This window comes from Clostridium frigoris (genome assembly GCF_018861865.1).
GTDB classification, from domain to species: domain Bacteria; phylum Bacillota; class Clostridia; order Clostridiales; family Clostridiaceae; genus Clostridium_AD; species Clostridium_AD frigoris.
This window is the reverse complement of sequence record NZ_JAHLDV010000041.1, coordinates 1-16,990: the sequence shown is the minus strand read 5'-3', so window position 1 is coordinate 16,990 and position 16,990 is coordinate 1. Positions and strand designations below refer to the sequence as shown.

Below are 16,990 nucleotides of genomic sequence, written 5' to 3'. Positions count from 1 at the left end.
TTTATTAGTGAAGAGGGTGATTTGAAATGCGTATAGGGGTTATAAGCGATACACACATGGTTATTAGCAGCATAGAGAGGCTAGAGAAGGAGATAAAGGGAGTAGATGTACTAATCCACTTAGGTGATAATGTAGCTGACATAGCTACTATTAAAAAGTATTATAAGGGTGAAATAATAAATGTAAAAGGAAATTGTGATTTTTCGCAAGGCGTGCCAAGTGAGAGGCTTTTAGAAGTTGGTGGGAAAAAAATATTTTTAACACACGGGCATAGATATGGTGTAAAGGAAAATTTGTCTGGACTTAAATATAAGGCTTTAGAAACTGGAGCTGATATAGTTTTATATGGACATACACATATTGCGAAAATAGATTTTGAAGAAGGAATATGGTATATAAACCCTGGTAGCGTATCACTTCCAAGAGATGGGGATAGGAGTTATGTTATTATAAGTATTAATAAAGAAAACATAGAACCAAAGGTGATAAGATTTTAGTTTAATGATTTCAGAAGGGTATTTATACGTGAAATTAGGATATAATGTAACATTTATTTACAAAATCAGACTACTTTCTTTTTTAAATATATAAAAGTTATAAAAAAAGTATTGACGTACTAATATATATGGTGTAGAATAATCCATGTTGTCAGAAAAATTCATTAAATATAATGTATAAGACAAAAGAGTTAATTTAGAACATTAAATAGGTTTATAAGCGTTTAATGAATATCGGGGTGTAGCGCAGCTGGGAGCGCGCGTGGTTTGGGACCATGAGGTCGCAGGTTCAATCCCTGTCACCCCGACCATTTAAATTAACAAGCGGGTATAACTCAATGGTAGAGTGTTAGCCTTCCAAGCTAATTACGAGGGTTCGATTCCCTCTACCCGCTCCATTTTACTTAATATGCGTCTTTAGCTCAGTTGGATAGAGCAACGCCCTTCTAAGGCGTGGGCCGGGGGTTCGAATCCCTTAAGACGCACCATATGGTGGACGTAGTTCAGTTGGTAGAGCGCCAGTTTGTGGTACTGGTTGTCGTGGGTTCGAGTCCCATCGTCCACCCCATTTACAATTGGGATATCGCCAAGCGGTAAGGCACCACACTTTGACTGTGGCATTCGTAGGTTCAAATCCTGCTATCCCAGCCATTATGGTTTACTAGCTCAGTTGGTAGAGCACATGACTTTTAATCATGGTGTCCGGAGTTCGATTCTCCGGTAAGCCACCAAAATAGTAATAATATGCAGGTGTGGCGGAATTGGCAGACGCACTAGACTTAGGATCTAGCGCCTTCGGGTGTATGGGTTCAACTCCCTTCACCTGCACCATTACTATTTACTTGTAAATTCAAATTTACAAAAAAGCATACTTAGATAATTATACATGCGGAAGTAGCTCAGTGGTAGAGTGCCACCTTGCCAAGGTGGACGTCGCGAGTTCGAATCTCGTCTTCCGCTCCAGGTATGTTATTACATATTGAAGGTCTAGATATCTTTAGCTCAATTAGATAGAGCAACGTTATTTTAAGACATGAAAAATTAAATTCTTTAAGATTAACCAAAATATGTGTCATTAGCTCAGTTGGTAGAGCACCTGACTCTTAATCAGGGTGTCCGGGGTTCAAGACCCCGATGGCGCACCATTTAAATTTTGCCGGGGTGTAGCGCAGCTGGGAGCGCGCGTGGTTTGGGACCATGAGGTCGCAGGTTCAATCCCTGTCACCCCGACCATTTTAATATAATAAGCGGGTATAACTCAATGGTAGAGTGTTAGCCTTCCAAGCTAATTACGAGGGTTCGATTCCCTCTACCCGCTCCAAATATGTTAATGTCTATAAGGCATTAACATGTAAGCGTCTTTAGCTCAGTTGGATAGAGCAACGCCCTTCTAAGGCGTGGGCCGGGGGTTCGAATCCCTTAAGACGCACCATATGGTGGACGTAGTTCAGTTGGTAGAGCGCCAGTTTGTGGTACTGGTTGTCGTGGGTTCGAGTCCCATCGTCCACCCCATTTACAAAATTATATTTATTAAAAAATAATATGGTTTACTAGCTCAGTTGGTAGAGCACATGACTTTTAATCATGGTGTCCGGAGTTCGATTCTCCGGTAAGCCACCAAAATAGTAATAATATGCAGATGTGGCGGAATTGGCAGACGCACTAGACTTAGGATCTAGCGCCTTCGGGTGTATGGGTTCAACTCCCTTCATCTGCACCATTACTGTTTATAATGTAAGTCATTATTTATAAATTACACATGCGGAAGTAGCTCAGTGGTAGAGTGCCACCTTGCCAAGGTGGACGTCGCGAGTTCGAATCTCGTCTTCCGCTCCAAAATTTGCGGGTATAACTCAGTGGTAGAGTGTTAGCCTTCCAAGCTAATTATGAGGGTTCGATTCCCTCTACCCGCTCCAAAAAAAGTCTTTAGTATTTATACTAAGGACTTTTTAAAAATTGATTTATTATGCGCCCATAGCTCAGATGGATAGAGTTGCAGACTTCGAATCTGAAGGTCGTGGGTTCGACTCCCTCTGGGCGCACCATAAACGTCTAAATAGTAAGTTTTACAGAAATGTAGAACTTGCTATTTTTTTTATATTTATTAATATTAATATTAATAGAATTTAAAATAAATGATTAAATTGATTGTAATTTATAAAAAATAAAAAACAATACTGCACTTAGGGGGAACCCAGTGCAGTATTGTTTTAATCAGTCGGCTATTCTCTAATTAAATAATAGGTGGTCTATTTAGATTGTGGACAATTTATCAGATCCTATTCACTTAATACATTAAATATTAAAATATTAATCAATTTAAGTTATATACAAACTACATAAAGTTAACATATTTATTTGATTATTTTACAATGATTAACTGCTATTATAAATATATAGAAACTTATTAAATATTTTATTGTGATCATGTAGAAAAATAATAAATTAAAATGGATGGTGAGAAACCAAGCGGTACAACGCATGAAGGAGCATCGAATCAATTAGCATCACTAGTTACTAGTAAAGTAATTACTCAAGTGCAAGCTAATACAATAAATACAAAAATTCAGGCAGCTATGAAGAGCATGCAAGGCTCTAACTAGAATTAGAAATCTTAGAACATAATTATAAAATGTTAAGGTGGCGATATATAAAAGTATTGTTTCCTTAACATTTTTTTAAAATATATCTAAACGTTATAACAAATAATCTGAATATTTGGAGGAATACTACCTGCTTTGTAGAAGATATAAGGGAAGATAAACTTTTATAACGAATGGAGGAAAATATAAATGAAAAAATTAATTAATAATCCAGATTCTGTTGTTGAAGAGATGCTAGAAGGTATGGTAATGGCACATCCAAGTTATGTTTGAAAACTAGAAAATTCAGATGTAATTGTTAGAAAAACTTCACCGATATCCGGGAAAGTTGCTTTAGTTAGCGGAGGGGGAAGTGGTCACGAGCCAGCACATGCAGGTTATGTAGGTAATGGAATGCTAAATGCAGCCGTACTAGGTCCAGTATTTACGTCACCAGCTCCAGATCCAATATATGAAGCTATAAAAGCAGTTAATGGAGGAGCAGGAGTTCTTTTAGTTATTAAAAACTATACAGGAGATGTGATGAATTTTGAGATGGCAAGTGAAATGGCTCAAATGGATGGTATAAAAGTTGCAAGCATCGTTGTTAATGACGATGTAGCAGTTGAAAATAGTCTTTTTACAGCAGGAAGACGTGGAGTGGCTGGAACTGTATTTGTGCATAAAATAGCTGGTGCAAAAGCAGAAACAGGAGCGAGTTTAGAAGAAGTTAAGGCAGTAGCGCAGAAGGTAGTTAATAATGTACGAAGCATGGGAATTGCATTAACGCCCTGCATAGTACCTGCACTCGGGAAACCTAATTTTACACTAGATGAGGATGAAATCGAAATTGGTATTGGTATTCATGGAGAGCCAGGCACGCATAGACAAAGCATTAAACTTGTTGACGAACTAGTAGAGCATATGGTAGGTAAAATATTAACTGACATGCCACTAAAAGAGGGAGCTGAGGTAGCTGTTATGGTAAATGGTCTCGCATTACTCCACTAATGGAATTATATATCGTCAATAGAAAAGTGCATAAAATGTTAGAAGAAAAGGGTATAAAAGTTTATAAAACTTTTGTTGGAGAATTTATGACTTCTCTTGAAATGACAGGTTGTTCTGTTACGCTCCTAAAACTAGATGATGAGTTAAAGGTTCTTCTAGATGCACCAGCAGATACGCCAGCGTTAAAAGTGTTATAGTAAATTAGTACCATAGAAATCATTAAATGAAAACGATTAAAAAAAGGGCGTAAAATAATGAGCATTACGGGATTACAAGTAATATCAATCTTAAATAAAATTGCAAATGTGCTTGAAGAAAACAAGTTTTATTTAAGTGAGCTTGATGCGGCTATAGGTGATGGAGATCATGGAATAAATATGAATAAAGGGTTTAATGCAGTCGTTACAAAATTAAAAGATGATGATGGACTTGATATTGGAATTATTCTTAAGAAAACAGGAATGGCATTAGTCTCAAATGTTGGAGGGGCAGCAGGACCATTATATGGAACAGCCTTTATGAAAGCGGCAGCTGCCGTTAATGGTAAAGCGGATATTGATATTGAAGATTATATTAAGATACTTGAAGCTGCGCTTGGTGGAGTCATGATGCGTGGAAAAGCCCAAAGAGGAGAAAAAACAATGATTGATGCCATAGCACCAGCGATTGATGCTATGAAAAAAGCAGAAGATGCAGGTCAAACACCAATAGAGGTCCTAGTAATTTCAAAAGATGCTGCAATGCAAGGAGTGGAACATACAAAAACAATAATTGCTACTAAAGGAAGAGCAAGTTATCTTGGCGAAAGAAGTATTGGTCATCAAGATGCAGGTGCAACTTCAAGTTATTTAATATTAAATACTATTTTTGAAGAGGTAAAACTTATAAATGAAAGTAAGGTGTAACATATGGTAGGAATTGTAATAGTTTCACATAGCAGTAAGGTAGCGGAAGGCGTAAAAGAACTAGCACTGCAAATGGCAAATAATGTGCCAATATCCGCAACTGGTGGTACTAGTGATAATGAACTTGGAACGGATTTAGAAAAGATTATCTTAGCTATAAAACAAGTTTATTCAGAAGATGGTGTTGCTGTATTATTTGATCTTGGTAGTGCATGCATGAATGCTCAAATGGCAATAGAATCTTTAACAGATGAAATGCAGAAAAATGTGAAGGTTTTAGATGTTGCACTAGTTGAGGGAGCAATTACCATAGCTGTGGATAGTAGTATTGGTAAAAGTTTACTCCAGATTGAAGATGCGGTAAAGAGGTTATGTCTTCATAAAATGGCATAAAGAATATATAATAAACCATGCTCAACCGGTTAAATCTTTACTTAAGAAAATCTATGATTTTTGTATCAAATTACAAGCGTTATTACAATTGTCTTGTTTTACAGAAACCGTTATCAATTAATTTGTATGTTATAAGATATGTATGAATAGCATGGTTTAGAACATTGAATGTAAGTTATGTTCAAGCACAATCATGTTGACAAAGACTAAATTATATAGTAACATAAGACAAAAGCATAGATGAAAAATTACCTTTAATTTGGTCCGAGAGATCGAGAAGGAAGTAGATGTTTAAAAAGTTATTACTACGCCTTCTCATAATAGAGATGGCGTTTTTTGTTTATAAAAAAGTTATAAAATGAACATAATATTAAGAGTGCTACTGTACCTTTAAATTTAGTCCGAGAGACTGAGAAGGAGAGGATATAATATGTTAAAAGGAAGAAATTTGATTGACCCAATGGATTTATCGCTACTAGAACTAGAGGAGATTTTTGATTATGCAGATGAGATAATTAGAAATCCTAAGGATTATGGTCATATATGTGATGGAAAGATTTTAGCAACATTGTTTTATGAACCTAGTACACGCACAAGATTAAGTTTTGAAGCGGCAATGTTAAGACTTGGTGGCGAGGTGTTAGGATTTTCTGAGGCAAAGTCAAGTTCTGCATCAAAAGGAGAAAGTGTAGCTGATACTATACGAACTGTAGAATGTTATGCTGATATCGCAGCAATAAGACATCCTAAAGAAGGTGCAGCTAAGGTTGCAGCTATGAATTCTCAAATGCCAGTAATAAATGCAGGTGATGGCGGTCATCAACATCCAACTCAAACATTAACAGATCTTTTAACCATAAGGAATATTAAAGGGACATTATCAAATTTAACTATAGGGATTTGTGGCGATTTAAAGTTTGGTAGAACAGTTCATTCATTAATAAAAGCCATGGCAAGATACGAAAACATTAAGTTTGTACTAATAGCTCCAAATGAATTAAAAGTTCCTAAATATATTAAAGAAGAAGTGCTTGAGAAAAACAATATAGAGTTTGAAGAGGTTGAAAAATTAGAAGAGGTTATTGGAGATCTTGATATCTTGTATATGACTAGAGTTCAAAAAGAAAGATTCTTTAATGAAGAAGATTATATAAGACTTAAAGATATTTATATATTAAACAAAGAAAAAATGTTAAAAGCCAGGAAAGAAATGATAATACTTCACCCACTTCCTAGAGTTAATGAAATAGCTGTGGAATTAGATACTGATCCAAGGGCATGTTACTTTAGACAAGCAAAGTATGGTATGTATGTAAGAATGGCACTTATTGCTAAACTTTTGGGGGCGGATAAATAATGGTAAGAATAAATAGTATACAAAGAGGAATAGTAATTGATCATATTAAAGCTGGTGTAGGACTTAAAATATTCAACTACTTAGGTTTGGATAAAGCTGAATTTACTGTGGCACTTATTATGAATGCACCTAGCGGTAAACTAGGAAGAAAAGATATAATTAAAATAGAAAATGAGATTGATATAGATTACACTGTTTTAGGTTTTATAGATCCTAACATAACAATAGATATAATAACTGGAGAAAAAATTGAAAGTAAGATTAAACTTAAATTACCTGATAATGTTGAAAACGTAATAAAATGTATTAATCCAAGATGTATTACATCTACTGAGCAAGAAATTAAACATAGTTTCTATCTATCCAATAGAGAAAAAGGCGAGTATAGATGTATGTACTGTGATGAGATTAGTAACCCCAATAATATATCATAATAAACACGGTATTTGAATTAATATGCAGCTCTGCAGAATATGATTTAATTAAAGCGTGAAAGGATGATAAGCTAATGGAATTGTTGATAAAAAATGCAAGGGTAGTTGATTCATCACAAGATTCTATTTTCGATGTTTATATAAATAAAGGGATAATATATGAAATAGGAAAAGATCTACAAAAGGACTGTGAGGTATTAGACGGAGAGGGATATGTTTTATCACCCTCTTTTATAGATCTTCACAGTCATTTTAGAGAGCCTGGATATACATATAAAGAAGACTTGCTATCAGGGAGTAGGGCAGCAGTTCGAGGTGGTTATACTGCAATAAATTTAATGGCTAATACAAAACCCGTATGTAGCTCAATGGATGTAATAGAAAAGGTTCTCGGAAAAGCGAGGGAAATAAATCTTGTTGATATACATCAATGTGCATCAATTACGGAGGATTTACTTGGGAAATCTATAGAACATTTATATCGGTTAACACGGTCAGTTAGATTTATATCAGATGATGGCAAGGGCGTTTCTAACAGTCGTATAATGCTTGAGGCCATGACTTTAGCTAAAGAGAAGAACTTGACGATAATATCTCATGCAGAAAATGAAGAATTAGTAGATATTGATACAAGGCTCGCGGAGAATATGATGACTTGGAGAGATATATCTCTTTCAAAATTCACAGGTTGCAAACTTCACCTAGCTCATGTTAGTACAAAAGAAGCTATGAAGGATGTTATAGATGGTAAAAAGCAGGGGGCACGAGTTACTTGCGAGGTTACGCCGCATCATATAGCATTAACAGAAGAAACAAAGTATAGAGTAAATCCACCTATGAGGAAAATAGAGGATGTAAACTTTATAATTAAGGCAATGCAAGATGGTTTTGTAGATGTTATAGCAACTGACCATGCACCACACAGTGAGCAAGATAAAATAAATGGAGCTCCTGGTATATCAGGGCTAGAAACCTCCTTTCCGGTATGTTACACTAAACTTGTAGAAGAAGGCCATATTACTATAAATAAACTTTCTGAATTGATGTCCAAAAACCCAGCTAGAATTATGAAGCTCAATAAGGGTGAAGTTAAAATTGGATTTGATGGAGATTTGGTTCTTTTAGACATTAAATCTAAGTACAACATAAACTGTTCACAATTTTTATCAAAAGGACATAATTCACCTTTTGATGGTAAGAGTGTATTAGGCAAAGTAATGTGTACTATTAAAGCAGGAAGAATAATTTACAAAGCTAAAATAGAACAAAATGAAGAATGGATAAGCAAATAAAAGAGCAAAGGTGGAATAATGATTGATTATAGATAGATTATTTGAAAGCGTAGAAAAAAAAGGTAATGTATGTGTAGGACTTGATACTGATCTAGAGTATTTACCAGTAGAGTTTAGAAATAAATTTATGCATGATGAGCACGCATTATACAGATTTAATCAAATGATAATTGATGCCACATGTGATATAGCAGCCTGTTATAAGGTGCAAATAGCATATTATGAAGCACTTGGACTAAATGGTTTAAAAGTATATAAAGACACTTTAACTTATATAAAAAGCAAAGAATGTTTAGCGATTGCGGATATTAAAAGAGGGGATATTGCTAAAACTGCTCAAATGTATGCAAAAGCTCATTTTGAAGGAGACTTTGAAAGTGATTTTATAACTGTTAATCCATATATGGGGATGGACAGTATTGAGCCATATCTTCCTTATGTAAAAAACAATGAAAAGGGATTATTTTCGCTAGTAAGAACATCGAATAAAGGTGCTAGAGATATAGAATATATAGAGAATAAAGATGATAAAAAAGTTTATGATATAGTTGGAGAAAAGTTATTAAAAATTGGTAGTGAGTTTATTGGAGAATGTGGATATAGTTCTGTAGGTGGAGTTATTGGATGTACACATATAGATGAAGGGCTAAAGATGAGGAAAGATCTTGAAAAAATGTTTTTCTTGATACCTGGTTATGGAGCACAAGGCGGAGCAGCAAAAGACGTGGCTATTTATTTAAAAAATGGAAATGGCGGAATTGTGAATGCTTCTAGAAGTATTTTGCTTGCATATAAAAAAGTTGAGAATGGTGGAAATCACTTTGAACAGTTTGCTAGAGCAGAAGCCATAAAAATGAGAGATGCAATACGAAAAGCAGCTAATAAATAATTTTTATTTTTATTAAGCACTGGAGGGATTTATTTGAAATACTCAGTCGAGAAGACATATGAGAATGTTTTAGTAAGTGAGGGTGTGTATAAGCTTTCTATAAAAGGGAAATTTAATGTTAAACCAGGACAATTTTTTATGTTAAAGACGGGCGACCTTGAGCCACTATTGCCAAGACCTATAAGTGTATATGATGTAGATGATGAGAAAATAAGTTTTTTATATCAAATAGTAGGGCAAGGGACAAAACATTTTAGTAAACTTAAAGAGAATGACGAACTTCAGATAATGGGACCACTGGGAAATGGATTTGAGGTAGATAAAATTAAAGGGAAAATTGCTGTTGTATCTGGTGGAATTGGTATAGCACCACTTGTTTATTTGATCAAAAAGCTTACTGGTTGTGAAATAGATTTGTACTCAGGGTTTAAAACTGTGGATTATTCTGTGGATTCTGTGGAAAAATATGTAAATAAAATAAACTTATCCACAGAAAGTGGTAAAATTGGTCATAAAGGATACATAACAGACATACTAAATCCAAAAGATTATAGAACAGTTATTTGTTGTGGACCAGAAATTATGATGAGAAAAGTTATAACTATGTGTAATGATGCCTTAGTTCCAGTATATGTGTCTATGGAAAATCATATGGCTTGTGGAATAGGTGCATGTCTTGTTTGTACTTGTAAAACCAAGGGTGGGAATAAGAGAACATGTAAAGATGGCCCAGTGTTTAAAGGAAAGGATTTGATATTTAACGACAGTTCAGAAGGAAAGTATCCCACTTCTTAAGTGGGAGTTAACTACTATATTAAAAACGAAACTTCAGTGGGAATACAAATCTCCTTCTGAAGTCGTTAATACAGCTCCAAAGGAGATGATTTAATGACTAAAGTAGAATTATGTGGAGTAGTTTTAAAAAATCCTGTTATAGCTGCATCTGGAACTTTTGGATTTGGCGATGAATATAAAGATTATTACGATGTAGGAAGACTTGGTGGTATATCTGGCAAGGGTCTTACTCTACATAGTAAACAAGGTAATGATGGAATAAGAATTTATGAATCTCGTGGTGGAATGCTAAATAGTGTAGGGCTTCAAAATCCAGGCATTGAAAAGTTTATAACTAAAGAACTTCCCTTGATGTTAAAATACAACACAGGTATAATTGCAAATGTTGGTGGTAGTAGTGTTGAGGAATATATGGCCGCAATAGAAAGATTAAATAATGAGGCTGTAGACATAATTGAGTTAAATATATCTTGTCCTAATGTATTATGCGGAGGTATGGCTTTTGGAATTAAATCAAAGGTAGCATATGACGTGGTACGTCAGGTAAAAAGTATATGTAAGAAACCTCTTATGGTTAAGTTATCACCTAATGCTGAGGATATAGTAGATATGGCGTATAAATGCTGCGAAGCTGGAGCAGATGCATTATCTTTAGTGAATACATTTAAAGGAATGGTAGTAGATATACATAGTAGGCGCGCAATATTTAATAACATATATGCAGGGGTATCGGGACCGGCAATAAAACCAATGGCACTTAGAATGGTACATGAAGTATGTAAAGCCGTAAATGTTCCGGTTGTAGGAATGGGTGGCATATCAACCTTCGAAGATGCTATAGAATTTATAATGGTTGGAGCCACGGCTGTTGGAGTTGGAACAGCGAATTTTGTAAAACCTGATGTTTGCATTGATATAATAGAGGGAATTGAGAATTACATGATAAAAGAGGGAATTAAGGATTTAAGTGAAATCAGAGGTATTATATAAAAAGTTTATGAGCCATGTACTTAAAATAGGAGGAGATATTATGAATATAAATGTTTTAGATATATTAAAAGAATCAGGAGCATTACTCGAGGGACATTTTCTGTTATCCTCAGGAAGACACAGCAATAGATATTGCCAATGTGCAAAACTTCTTCAATATCCTGGCGAAGCTGCAAAAGTACTTAGCATAGTAGCACAAAAAATAAAAGATATAGATTTCGATATAGTAGTAGGACCTGCAATGGGTGGAATAATAGTAGCTTATGAAGTAGGTAGACAAACTGGAAAACCTGCTATATTTACTGAAAGAGTAAATGGCACTTTCGAACTTAGGCGTGGATTTGAAATTAAAAAGGGACAAAAGGTTTTAATTACAGAGGATGTAGTTACAACTGGCAAATCTTCTTTAGAAACAATAGAAGTATTAAAAGGACTTGGAGCTGAAGTAGTTGGTATATGTTGCATAGTAGATAGAGGAAGTAGTACCATTGACTACCCTATATACAGCGCTATAAAGCTAGATATAGAAAGTTACGATCCGAAAGAATGCCCACTTTGTAAAAGTGGATCACCATACATAAAACCGGGAAGCAGAAACATAAAATAAGAGGGGATCCATTTTCTTCTCGAATGCTATAACTAAAAGTATATATTGCTTAAATGCGCTCACGTCAGCGTGTAATTCTAAAATTTGTTTTATTTCCATTTACTGAAAAATGCAAACTCGCTTTGCTCAAACATGCATTTTTCTTTACGCAATTGCAAATAAAACAAATTAAGAATTACTACGATTTGTTCGAATGCATTTTGCGCAATATATACTTTTGTTAGCATTGACGAAGAAAATTCTCTAGTTCGGTGAAAGGACAGAGAGTATCTTTCGAATAATATGGGTGAATGTAAGCTCCAAATGGAGGCTTACATTATTAATAAGTCAACTTTATCAAGAAAAGTTGCACTATATAAAAAGTAAAATATGTTTTATTTTTTTTACAAAGTATAATTAGGAAAGCAAAATTATAGGAGGACTTTATATGGGTATTTATGATGGGTTTTCAAAAGAGGTAAGTATAAGTGGTTTGCCTACAAAAGATATAGGTAATTTTAAGATAGATAATATTACAATTAATGATGTTCCAGAAATTCGTAAGTGCGTTAGTAAATGTTCACCACTTGATATGCATACACCGTATACATACTGGGTAATTGCTAATTTTTTTAGTGAGTGTTCGTTTAAAATTTCCTATGATAATAAGATTGTAGGTTTTATAACTTCGATAAAATCATTCAATGATGTATTTTTCATATGGCAAATGGCGGTATTACCTGATTTTAGAAAAATGGGCTTAGCTCAAATTCTAATTGATAATGTTGTTGAAGTAATAAAAAAACAAAATATATATTCGCTTTATGCATCAATTGATGCAAATAATATTAAATCAAAACATTCATTAAGTGAATATGCAAAAAATAAAAATTATACATTTGTAAGAAGTGGAGAATTACATATAACAGATTTATTAATAAAAGACTTTGCTGAAAACGAAAATATCTACGAGTTATCTTTTCCCCTCTAATTTAAGCAATATAGGCAAAGTACGTTAAAAGGATTTAACGTACTTTGCCTATATAAATAAATATGGATTACATTTTAGCAGTTGAGTAAAAAACAGTACTTAAAATAATAACGCCTCCTAGGACTTCTCTTAATGTTGGAATTTCTCCGAGGAGAATAGCAGCCAAAACAATACCGTAAACTGGCTCGAGGCTAGTAATAATACTTGCTGTTTGCGTTTTAATGTTTTTTAAACCATTTATGAATAATGAATGAGAAATTCCAGTAAAAACAATACCTAATAATACGAGTATTAATATATCTTTAAGACTAAAAATTGGCTTATTCAAAAATAAAAAAGGAATTAGTACAATAGTAGCAATAAATTGTTCATAAAAAGCAATTACAAGGCTTGAATATTCTTTTACAAATTTTTTATTAAGCATTGATAAAATAGCATATGTAAATCCAGATACTATTCCCCACATAGCTCCCTTTGTTGAACTGTTTCCCAATTGAAACGTTGGAATAACAAGCATAACTCCTAACAATGTAACAATCGCAATTAAAACATCTGACAATTTAAGCCTTTCCCTTAAAAAAAACGGTTCCAAAAAAGTTACAAAAACAGGGAATGTCGAAAATGTTAATAATCCTATTGCTACTGTTGACACTTGAATTGACTCAAAAAAGGTACTCCAATGAATTGCTAATAGAACTCCCATTATTATCAAATAAATATAATGGGAGTTCTCCTTTAATTTTATGTCCTTCTTAACATATAGTATAAGTATCAATAAAAAAATACTTGAAAAGAAAGCTCGTCCAAGAACTATTATTGTTGACGGAAGCATAAGAAATTTTCCGAATAATCCTGATAAACCAAATAAAAAAACTGCTAAATGAATTTCCATTAAATTTTTATTCTTTGCATTCATATAATAGCCTCCTAGGCAATGATCCCAAATATATATAAATTATATCATTATTATATGAATGAGGTAGTAATTAATAAGTATTATTTGATATTTAGCAGATTATCTATTAATGCTTGAAGTTTTTTAGTTTTATCTTTATCCATTGCTTCCACGCCTTTTAATTTATAAGGTATAGACAATTCTTCATATTTACTAACTCCTAAAACATGATATGAAAGAAGTTCTACTTTATCCAAATTAGGTACTTCTTCCTTAATAATCTTTGCAAGTTTTGTTATATGTTCCTCTGAATCGGTAATACCAGGAACAACAACATGCCTTACCCAAACCCTTGATTTTGATTTTCGCAGGGATTCTAGAAATATATTAACATCTGTAGTATCTTTTCCAGTTAGTGCAATATAACCTTTACCAGTTGTTTGTTTTATATCGAGTAGTACTAAATCTGTATACTTTAATATTTCGTCGTAGTTACCATCACCAAAACCAGCAGTATCGAGAGCTGTGTGAATTCCGCTTTGTTTACATAGTTTTAAACACTCCAGTAGAAAATCTGGTTGAAGTAGTGGATCACCACCAGAGAAAGTAACTCCTCCACCAGATCTATTAAAATATGGTTTGAAGCGAATGATCTTTTGAACAATCTCGCTAGGAGTCATTTCTGTTCCACCATTTAACTGCCAAGTATCAGGATTATGGCAATAGGCGCATCTTAATTTACAACCTTGAAAGAAAACTACTACTCTTATTCCAGGACCATCAACAAGTCCCATAGTTTCGATAGAATGAATTTTACCTTTTACCATATATATTCCCCCTTAGCTTTGAATGAAACAATTTTATGTGAAGATTATTTATATTCATTTCATATTAAAACAAAAATGGAAAGTATTTTTGCTTTAATATGGAATGAAATTATTTATTGAATTTATATTAATTGAGAAGTACTTATTATAAGTACTTCTCAATTATATAATATTTTAAAATTAACTAGATTTTTTTATGGAAAGTTCTGCTTATAACTTCAAGTTGTTGTTCTTTAGACAATCTGTTGAAATGAACAGCATATCCTGAAACTCTTATTGTGAGTGTTGGATATTTGTCTGGGTTTTCCATAGCATCTATTAAAACTTCTCTATTTAATACATTTACATTTAGGTGATGTGCAGCTTGTGCAAAATAACCATCTAAAAGGAAAACTAGATTATTTATTCTTGTAGATTCGTCCATACCAAGTGCAGCGGGTACTATTGAAAAAGTATTTGAAACTCCATCTTGGCAATAGGTTCTATAAGGAATCTTAGCAACTGAATTTAATGATGCTAGTGCTCCATTTTCATCGTTACCTTGTGTTGGGTTTGCTCCAGGAGCAAGTGGTATACCTTGTTTTCTGCCATCAGGAGTTGTACCTGTCTTTTTACCATAAACAACATTTGATGTAATAGTAAGTGCTGACAAAGTATGCTCTGCTCCCTTATATGCAGGATGTTTCTTTAGAGCATCGCTGAATTCCTTTATAAGTTCAACAGCTAAATCATCAACTCTATCATCATCATTACCGTATTTAGGGAAATCTCCTTCAGTTTTGAAATCAATTGTTATGCCATCAGCATTTCTTATTGGAGATACCTTAGCAAACTTTATAGCACTTAATGAATCGGCCGCAATTGAAAGTCCTGCTACTCCAAATGCCATAAAGTATTTAAGATCAGTATCATGAAGAGCAAGTTGTCCTGCTTCATAAGCATATTTATCATGCATATAATGTATTGTATTCATTGTATCTACATACATTGCAGCAACATATTCTAATACTTTTGAATACATTTTTCTAACTGTTTTGTAGTCAAGAACTTCATCAGTTATTTTTTCAATTCCAGGCACTACAAGTTTACCTTTTAATTCATCAACTCCACCATTAAGTGATAATAATAATGATTTTGCAAGATTAGCCCTTGCTCCAAAGAATTGCATTCTCTTTCCTATTTCCATAGCAGAAACGCAGCAAGCAATGCCGTAATCATCTCCGTAAATAGGTCTCATTATATCATCATTTTCATATTGAAGTGCATCAGTTTCAATGGACATTTTAGCACAATACTTTTTGAAGGTTTCTGGTAATTTTTCTGACCAAAGTACTGTCATATTAGGTTCTGGTGCTGATCCAAGGTTTGTTAATGTATGAAGGAATCTAAAAGAATTCTTAGTTACCATTGGAGTACCATTAAGTGCAACACCACCAATAGATTCAGTTACCCAGTTAGGATCTCCACCAAATAAATCATTATACTCAGGAGTTCTTAGATGTCTTGCCATCCTAAGTTTAATTACAAATTGATCAATGATTTCTTGAGCTTCATCTTCAGTTATTAATCCAGCTTTTAAGTCTCTTTCAAAATAAATATCTAGGAAGGTAGTAGTTCTGCCTAGTGACATTGCAGCGCCGTTATTTTCTTTTATTCCTGCAAGATAACCTAGGTAAACTGCTTGGACAGCCTCGCATGCAGTATTTGATGGGGTTGATAGGTCAACACCATATTTTAGAGCCATGCTTTTTATTTGACCAAGTGCTCTTATTTGCATACTTACTTCTTCTCTATGTCTTATTAAAGCGTCTGTTGCATGTCCTGTAAGTTCTTTTAAATCTTTTTTCTTTTGTAAAGTTAAGAAATCTAATCCATAAAGAGCAATTCTTCTATAATCACCAATTACTCGTCCACGACCATATGCATCTGGAAGTCCAGTTAATAATCCAACGGTTCTTGCAACTTTAGTAGCATCGGTGTATGCATCAAAAACTCCTTCGTTATGAGTTTTTCTATATTTTGGGAAAAATTCTTTTATGTCTTTGTTTAATTCATAACCATATTCTTTAAGTGATTGTTCTACCATTCTAAAGCCGCCAAATGGATTTACTATTCTTTTTAAAGGGGCATCTGTTTGAAGTCCAACAATTACCTCGTTATCTTTATCTATATATCCAGGTTTAAAGTTATCTATTCCTGAAATCTCATTAGTTTCTACATCTATAATACCTTTTTTTATTTCTTCTAATATAAGGGAATTAGCTTTGTCCCAAACTTTATTGGTCTTATCAGTTTTTCCTACTAAAAAACTATCATCACCTTCATATAAGGTATAGTTTTTTTGAATAAAGTCTTTCACATCTATTTTATTTTTCCATGAATCTCCTTTGAAACCATTCCATTGTTTAGTCATTGTTTTTCCTCCCTATAATATACTGAGATTTCACGGAAACTCCCTAGTTCCTGTGATTACTCATTTTTAGTATCATTAATTTTTATTGATTCCCCCATTTTTTTTGCATAAAACACTTGACAAGTCTGTAGAA

15 protein-coding genes, 18 tRNA genes and 1 pseudogene are annotated in these 16,990 nt (G+C 33.6%); 31 read left to right on the top strand and 3 right to left on the bottom strand.

Annotated features, from left to right (window positions below; all coding sequences use genetic code 11):
• Positions 1-26: 26 nt before the first annotated feature.
• The 31 genes and pseudogenes from KPL37_RS14650 to KPL37_RS14500 all read left to right on the top strand — a co-directional run bounded on the left by KPL37_RS14650 (position 27) and on the right by KPL37_RS14500 (position 12,722).
• Positions 27-497 carry a metallophosphoesterase gene (locus KPL37_RS14650; protein WP_216150519.1) on the top strand — a complete coding sequence of 157 codons (471 nt, stop codon included), beginning with the start codon at positions 27-29 and terminating at the stop codon, positions 495-497.
• 235 nt (positions 498-732) lie between these two features.
• Positions 733-808 (top strand) — tRNA-Pro (locus tag KPL37_RS14645).
• Between the two features lie 13 nt (positions 809-821).
• A tRNA-Gly gene (locus KPL37_RS14640) sits at positions 822-895 on the top strand.
• A 13-nt stretch (positions 896-908) separates the two neighbouring features.
• Positions 909-985 (top strand) — tRNA-Arg (locus tag KPL37_RS14635).
• Positions 986-989: 4 nt separating this feature from the next.
• Positions 990-1,065: transfer RNA gene (locus KPL37_RS14630), tRNA-His, on the top strand.
• Positions 1,066-1,073: 8 nt separating this feature from the next.
• Positions 1,074-1,148, top strand: a tRNA-Gln gene (locus KPL37_RS14625).
• 4 nt (positions 1,149-1,152) lie between these two features.
• Positions 1,153-1,228, top strand: a tRNA-Lys gene (locus KPL37_RS14620).
• A gap of 15 nt (positions 1,229-1,243) precedes the next feature.
• Positions 1,244-1,328, top strand: a tRNA-Leu gene (locus tag KPL37_RS14615).
• Between the two features lie 57 nt (positions 1,329-1,385).
• Positions 1,386-1,460, top strand: a tRNA-Gly gene (locus KPL37_RS14610).
• Positions 1,461-1,566: 106 nt separating this feature from the next.
• Positions 1,567-1,642: transfer RNA gene (locus KPL37_RS14605), tRNA-Lys, on the top strand.
• Positions 1,643-1,654: 12 nt separating this feature from the next.
• Positions 1,655-1,730 (top strand) — tRNA-Pro (locus tag KPL37_RS14600).
• 14 nt (positions 1,731-1,744) lie between these two features.
• Positions 1,745-1,818, top strand: a tRNA-Gly gene (locus KPL37_RS14595).
• A 34-nt stretch (positions 1,819-1,852) separates the two neighbouring features.
• Positions 1,853-1,929 (top strand) — tRNA-Arg (locus tag KPL37_RS14590).
• 4 nt (positions 1,930-1,933) lie between these two features.
• A tRNA-His gene (locus KPL37_RS14585) sits at positions 1,934-2,009 on the top strand.
• Between the two features lie 32 nt (positions 2,010-2,041).
• Positions 2,042-2,117, top strand: a tRNA-Lys gene (locus tag KPL37_RS14580).
• A gap of 15 nt (positions 2,118-2,132) precedes the next feature.
• Positions 2,133-2,217: transfer RNA gene (locus KPL37_RS14575), tRNA-Leu, on the top strand.
• 41 nt (positions 2,218-2,258) lie between these two features.
• A tRNA-Gly gene (locus KPL37_RS14570) sits at positions 2,259-2,333 on the top strand.
• A gap of 6 nt (positions 2,334-2,339) precedes the next feature.
• Positions 2,340-2,413: transfer RNA gene (locus KPL37_RS14565), tRNA-Gly, on the top strand.
• A gap of 52 nt (positions 2,414-2,465) precedes the next feature.
• A tRNA-Arg gene (locus KPL37_RS14560) sits at positions 2,466-2,542 on the top strand.
• Positions 2,543-2,947: 405 nt separating this feature from the next.
• Entirely contained in the window at positions 2,948-3,100 is a 153-nt protein-coding gene (locus KPL37_RS14555) for a hypothetical protein (protein WP_216150517.1), read from the top strand.
• A 189-nt stretch (positions 3,101-3,289) separates the two neighbouring features.
• A pseudogene (dhaK, locus tag KPL37_RS14550) lies at positions 3,290-4,287 on the top strand (dihydroxyacetone kinase subunit DhaK).
• Between the two features lie 57 nt (positions 4,288-4,344).
• The gene (gene dhaL, locus KPL37_RS14545; RefSeq protein ID WP_216150515.1) at positions 4,345-4,995 is read left to right on the top strand and encodes a dihydroxyacetone kinase subunit DhaL; all 651 of its coding nucleotides are present in this window, start codon (positions 4,345-4,347) and stop codon (positions 4,993-4,995) included.
• Between the two features lie 3 nt (positions 4,996-4,998).
• A complete protein-coding gene (gene dhaM / locus KPL37_RS14540) occupies positions 4,999-5,388 on the top strand; it encodes a dihydroxyacetone kinase phosphoryl donor subunit DhaM (RefSeq protein WP_216150514.1) in 390 nt (129 codons plus the stop codon).
• 430 nt (positions 5,389-5,818) lie between these two features.
• On the top strand, positions 5,819-6,745 hold the full coding sequence (gene pyrB / locus KPL37_RS14535) for an aspartate carbamoyltransferase (RefSeq protein WP_216150513.1): 927 nt from the start codon (positions 5,819-5,821) through the stop codon (positions 6,743-6,745).
• Positions 6,745-7,179 carry an aspartate carbamoyltransferase regulatory subunit gene (locus KPL37_RS14530; RefSeq protein ID WP_216150512.1) on the top strand — a complete coding sequence of 145 codons (435 nt, stop codon included), beginning with the start codon at positions 6,745-6,747 and terminating at the stop codon, positions 7,177-7,179. Before pyrB ends, KPL37_RS14530 begins: the two co-directional genes overlap by 1 nt.
• Positions 7,180-7,253: 74 nt before the next feature.
• A complete protein-coding gene (locus KPL37_RS14525; protein ID WP_216150511.1) occupies positions 7,254-8,471 on the top strand; it encodes a dihydroorotase in 1,218 nt (405 codons plus the stop codon).
• 22 nt (positions 8,472-8,493) lie between these two features.
• Positions 8,494-9,360, top strand: a complete 867-nt coding sequence (gene pyrF, locus KPL37_RS14520) for an orotidine-5'-phosphate decarboxylase (protein ID WP_216150510.1) — start codon at positions 8,494-8,496, stop codon at positions 9,358-9,360.
• A 33-nt stretch (positions 9,361-9,393) separates the two neighbouring features.
• Entirely contained in the window at positions 9,394-10,155 is a 762-nt protein-coding gene (locus KPL37_RS14515) for a dihydroorotate dehydrogenase electron transfer subunit (RefSeq protein ID WP_246578305.1), read from the top strand.
• Positions 10,156-10,248: 93 nt separating this feature from the next.
• The gene (locus KPL37_RS14510) at positions 10,249-11,145 is read left to right on the top strand and encodes a dihydroorotate dehydrogenase (protein WP_216150509.1); all 897 of its coding nucleotides are present in this window, start codon (positions 10,249-10,251) and stop codon (positions 11,143-11,145) included.
• A gap of 37 nt (positions 11,146-11,182) precedes the next feature.
• Positions 11,183-11,752, top strand: coding sequence for an orotate phosphoribosyltransferase (gene pyrE / locus KPL37_RS14505; RefSeq protein ID WP_343216282.1), 570 nt, complete (start codon positions 11,183-11,185; stop codon positions 11,750-11,752).
• 427 nt (positions 11,753-12,179) lie between these two features.
• On the top strand, positions 12,180-12,722 hold the full coding sequence (locus tag KPL37_RS14500; protein WP_216150505.1) for a GNAT family N-acetyltransferase: 543 nt from the start codon (positions 12,180-12,182) through the stop codon (positions 12,720-12,722).
• A 67-nt stretch (positions 12,723-12,789) separates the two neighbouring features.
• Here KPL37_RS14500 and KPL37_RS14495 read toward each other — a convergent pair whose 3' ends face one another.
• From KPL37_RS14495 to pflB, 3 genes are all read right to left on the bottom strand, one after another.
• Positions 12,790-13,638: a DMT family transporter gene (locus tag KPL37_RS14495; RefSeq protein WP_216150503.1), complete on the bottom strand. Its 849-nt coding sequence runs from the start codon at positions 13,636-13,638 to the stop codon at positions 12,790-12,792.
• A gap of 80 nt (positions 13,639-13,718) precedes the next feature.
• The gene (gene pflA, locus KPL37_RS14490; RefSeq protein WP_216150501.1) at positions 13,719-14,444 is read right to left on the bottom strand and encodes a pyruvate formate-lyase-activating protein; all 726 of its coding nucleotides are present in this window, start codon (positions 14,442-14,444) and stop codon (positions 13,719-13,721) included.
• A 184-nt stretch (positions 14,445-14,628) separates the two neighbouring features.
• On the bottom strand, positions 14,629-16,857 hold the full coding sequence (pflB, locus tag KPL37_RS14485; RefSeq protein WP_216150499.1) for a formate C-acetyltransferase: 2,229 nt from the start codon (positions 16,855-16,857) through the stop codon (positions 14,629-14,631).
• Between the last annotated feature and the right edge of the window lie 133 nt (positions 16,858-16,990).

What these genes read in the sequence shown, in the direction of transcription:
- KPL37_RS14525 (WP_216150511.1), top strand. Translation starts at nt 7,254, where the DNA reads ATGGAATTGTTGATAAAAAATGCAAGGGTAGTTGATTCATCACAAGAT.
- KPL37_RS14495 (WP_216150503.1), bottom strand. Translation starts at nt 13,638, where the DNA reads ATGAATGCAAAGAATAAAAATTTAATGGAAATTCATTTAGCAGTTTTT.
- KPL37_RS14510 (WP_216150509.1), top strand. Translation starts at nt 10,249, where the DNA reads ATGACTAAAGTAGAATTATGTGGAGTAGTTTTAAAAAATCCTGTTATA.
- KPL37_RS14530 (WP_216150512.1), top strand. Translation starts at nt 6,745, where the DNA reads ATGGTAAGAATAAATAGTATACAAAGAGGAATAGTAATTGATCATATT.
- pflA (WP_216150501.1), bottom strand. Translation starts at nt 14,444, where the DNA reads ATGGTAAAAGGTAAAATTCATTCTATCGAAACTATGGGACTTGTTGAT.
- pflB (WP_216150499.1), bottom strand. Translation starts at nt 16,857, where the DNA reads ATGACTAAACAATGGAATGGTTTCAAAGGAGATTCATGGAAAAATAAA.
- dhaL (WP_216150515.1), top strand. Translation starts at nt 4,345, where the DNA reads ATGAGCATTACGGGATTACAAGTAATATCAATCTTAAATAAAATTGCA.
- KPL37_RS14555 (WP_216150517.1), top strand. Translation starts at nt 2,948, where the DNA reads ATGGATGGTGAGAAACCAAGCGGTACAACGCATGAAGGAGCATCGAAT.
- KPL37_RS14650 (WP_216150519.1), top strand. Translation starts at nt 27, where the DNA reads ATGCGTATAGGGGTTATAAGCGATACACACATGGTTATTAGCAGCATA.
- KPL37_RS14500 (WP_216150505.1), top strand. Translation starts at nt 12,180, where the DNA reads ATGGGTATTTATGATGGGTTTTCAAAAGAGGTAAGTATAAGTGGTTTG.
- dhaM (WP_216150514.1), top strand. Translation starts at nt 4,999, where the DNA reads ATGGTAGGAATTGTAATAGTTTCACATAGCAGTAAGGTAGCGGAAGGC.
- pyrB (WP_216150513.1), top strand. Translation starts at nt 5,819, where the DNA reads ATGTTAAAAGGAAGAAATTTGATTGACCCAATGGATTTATCGCTACTA.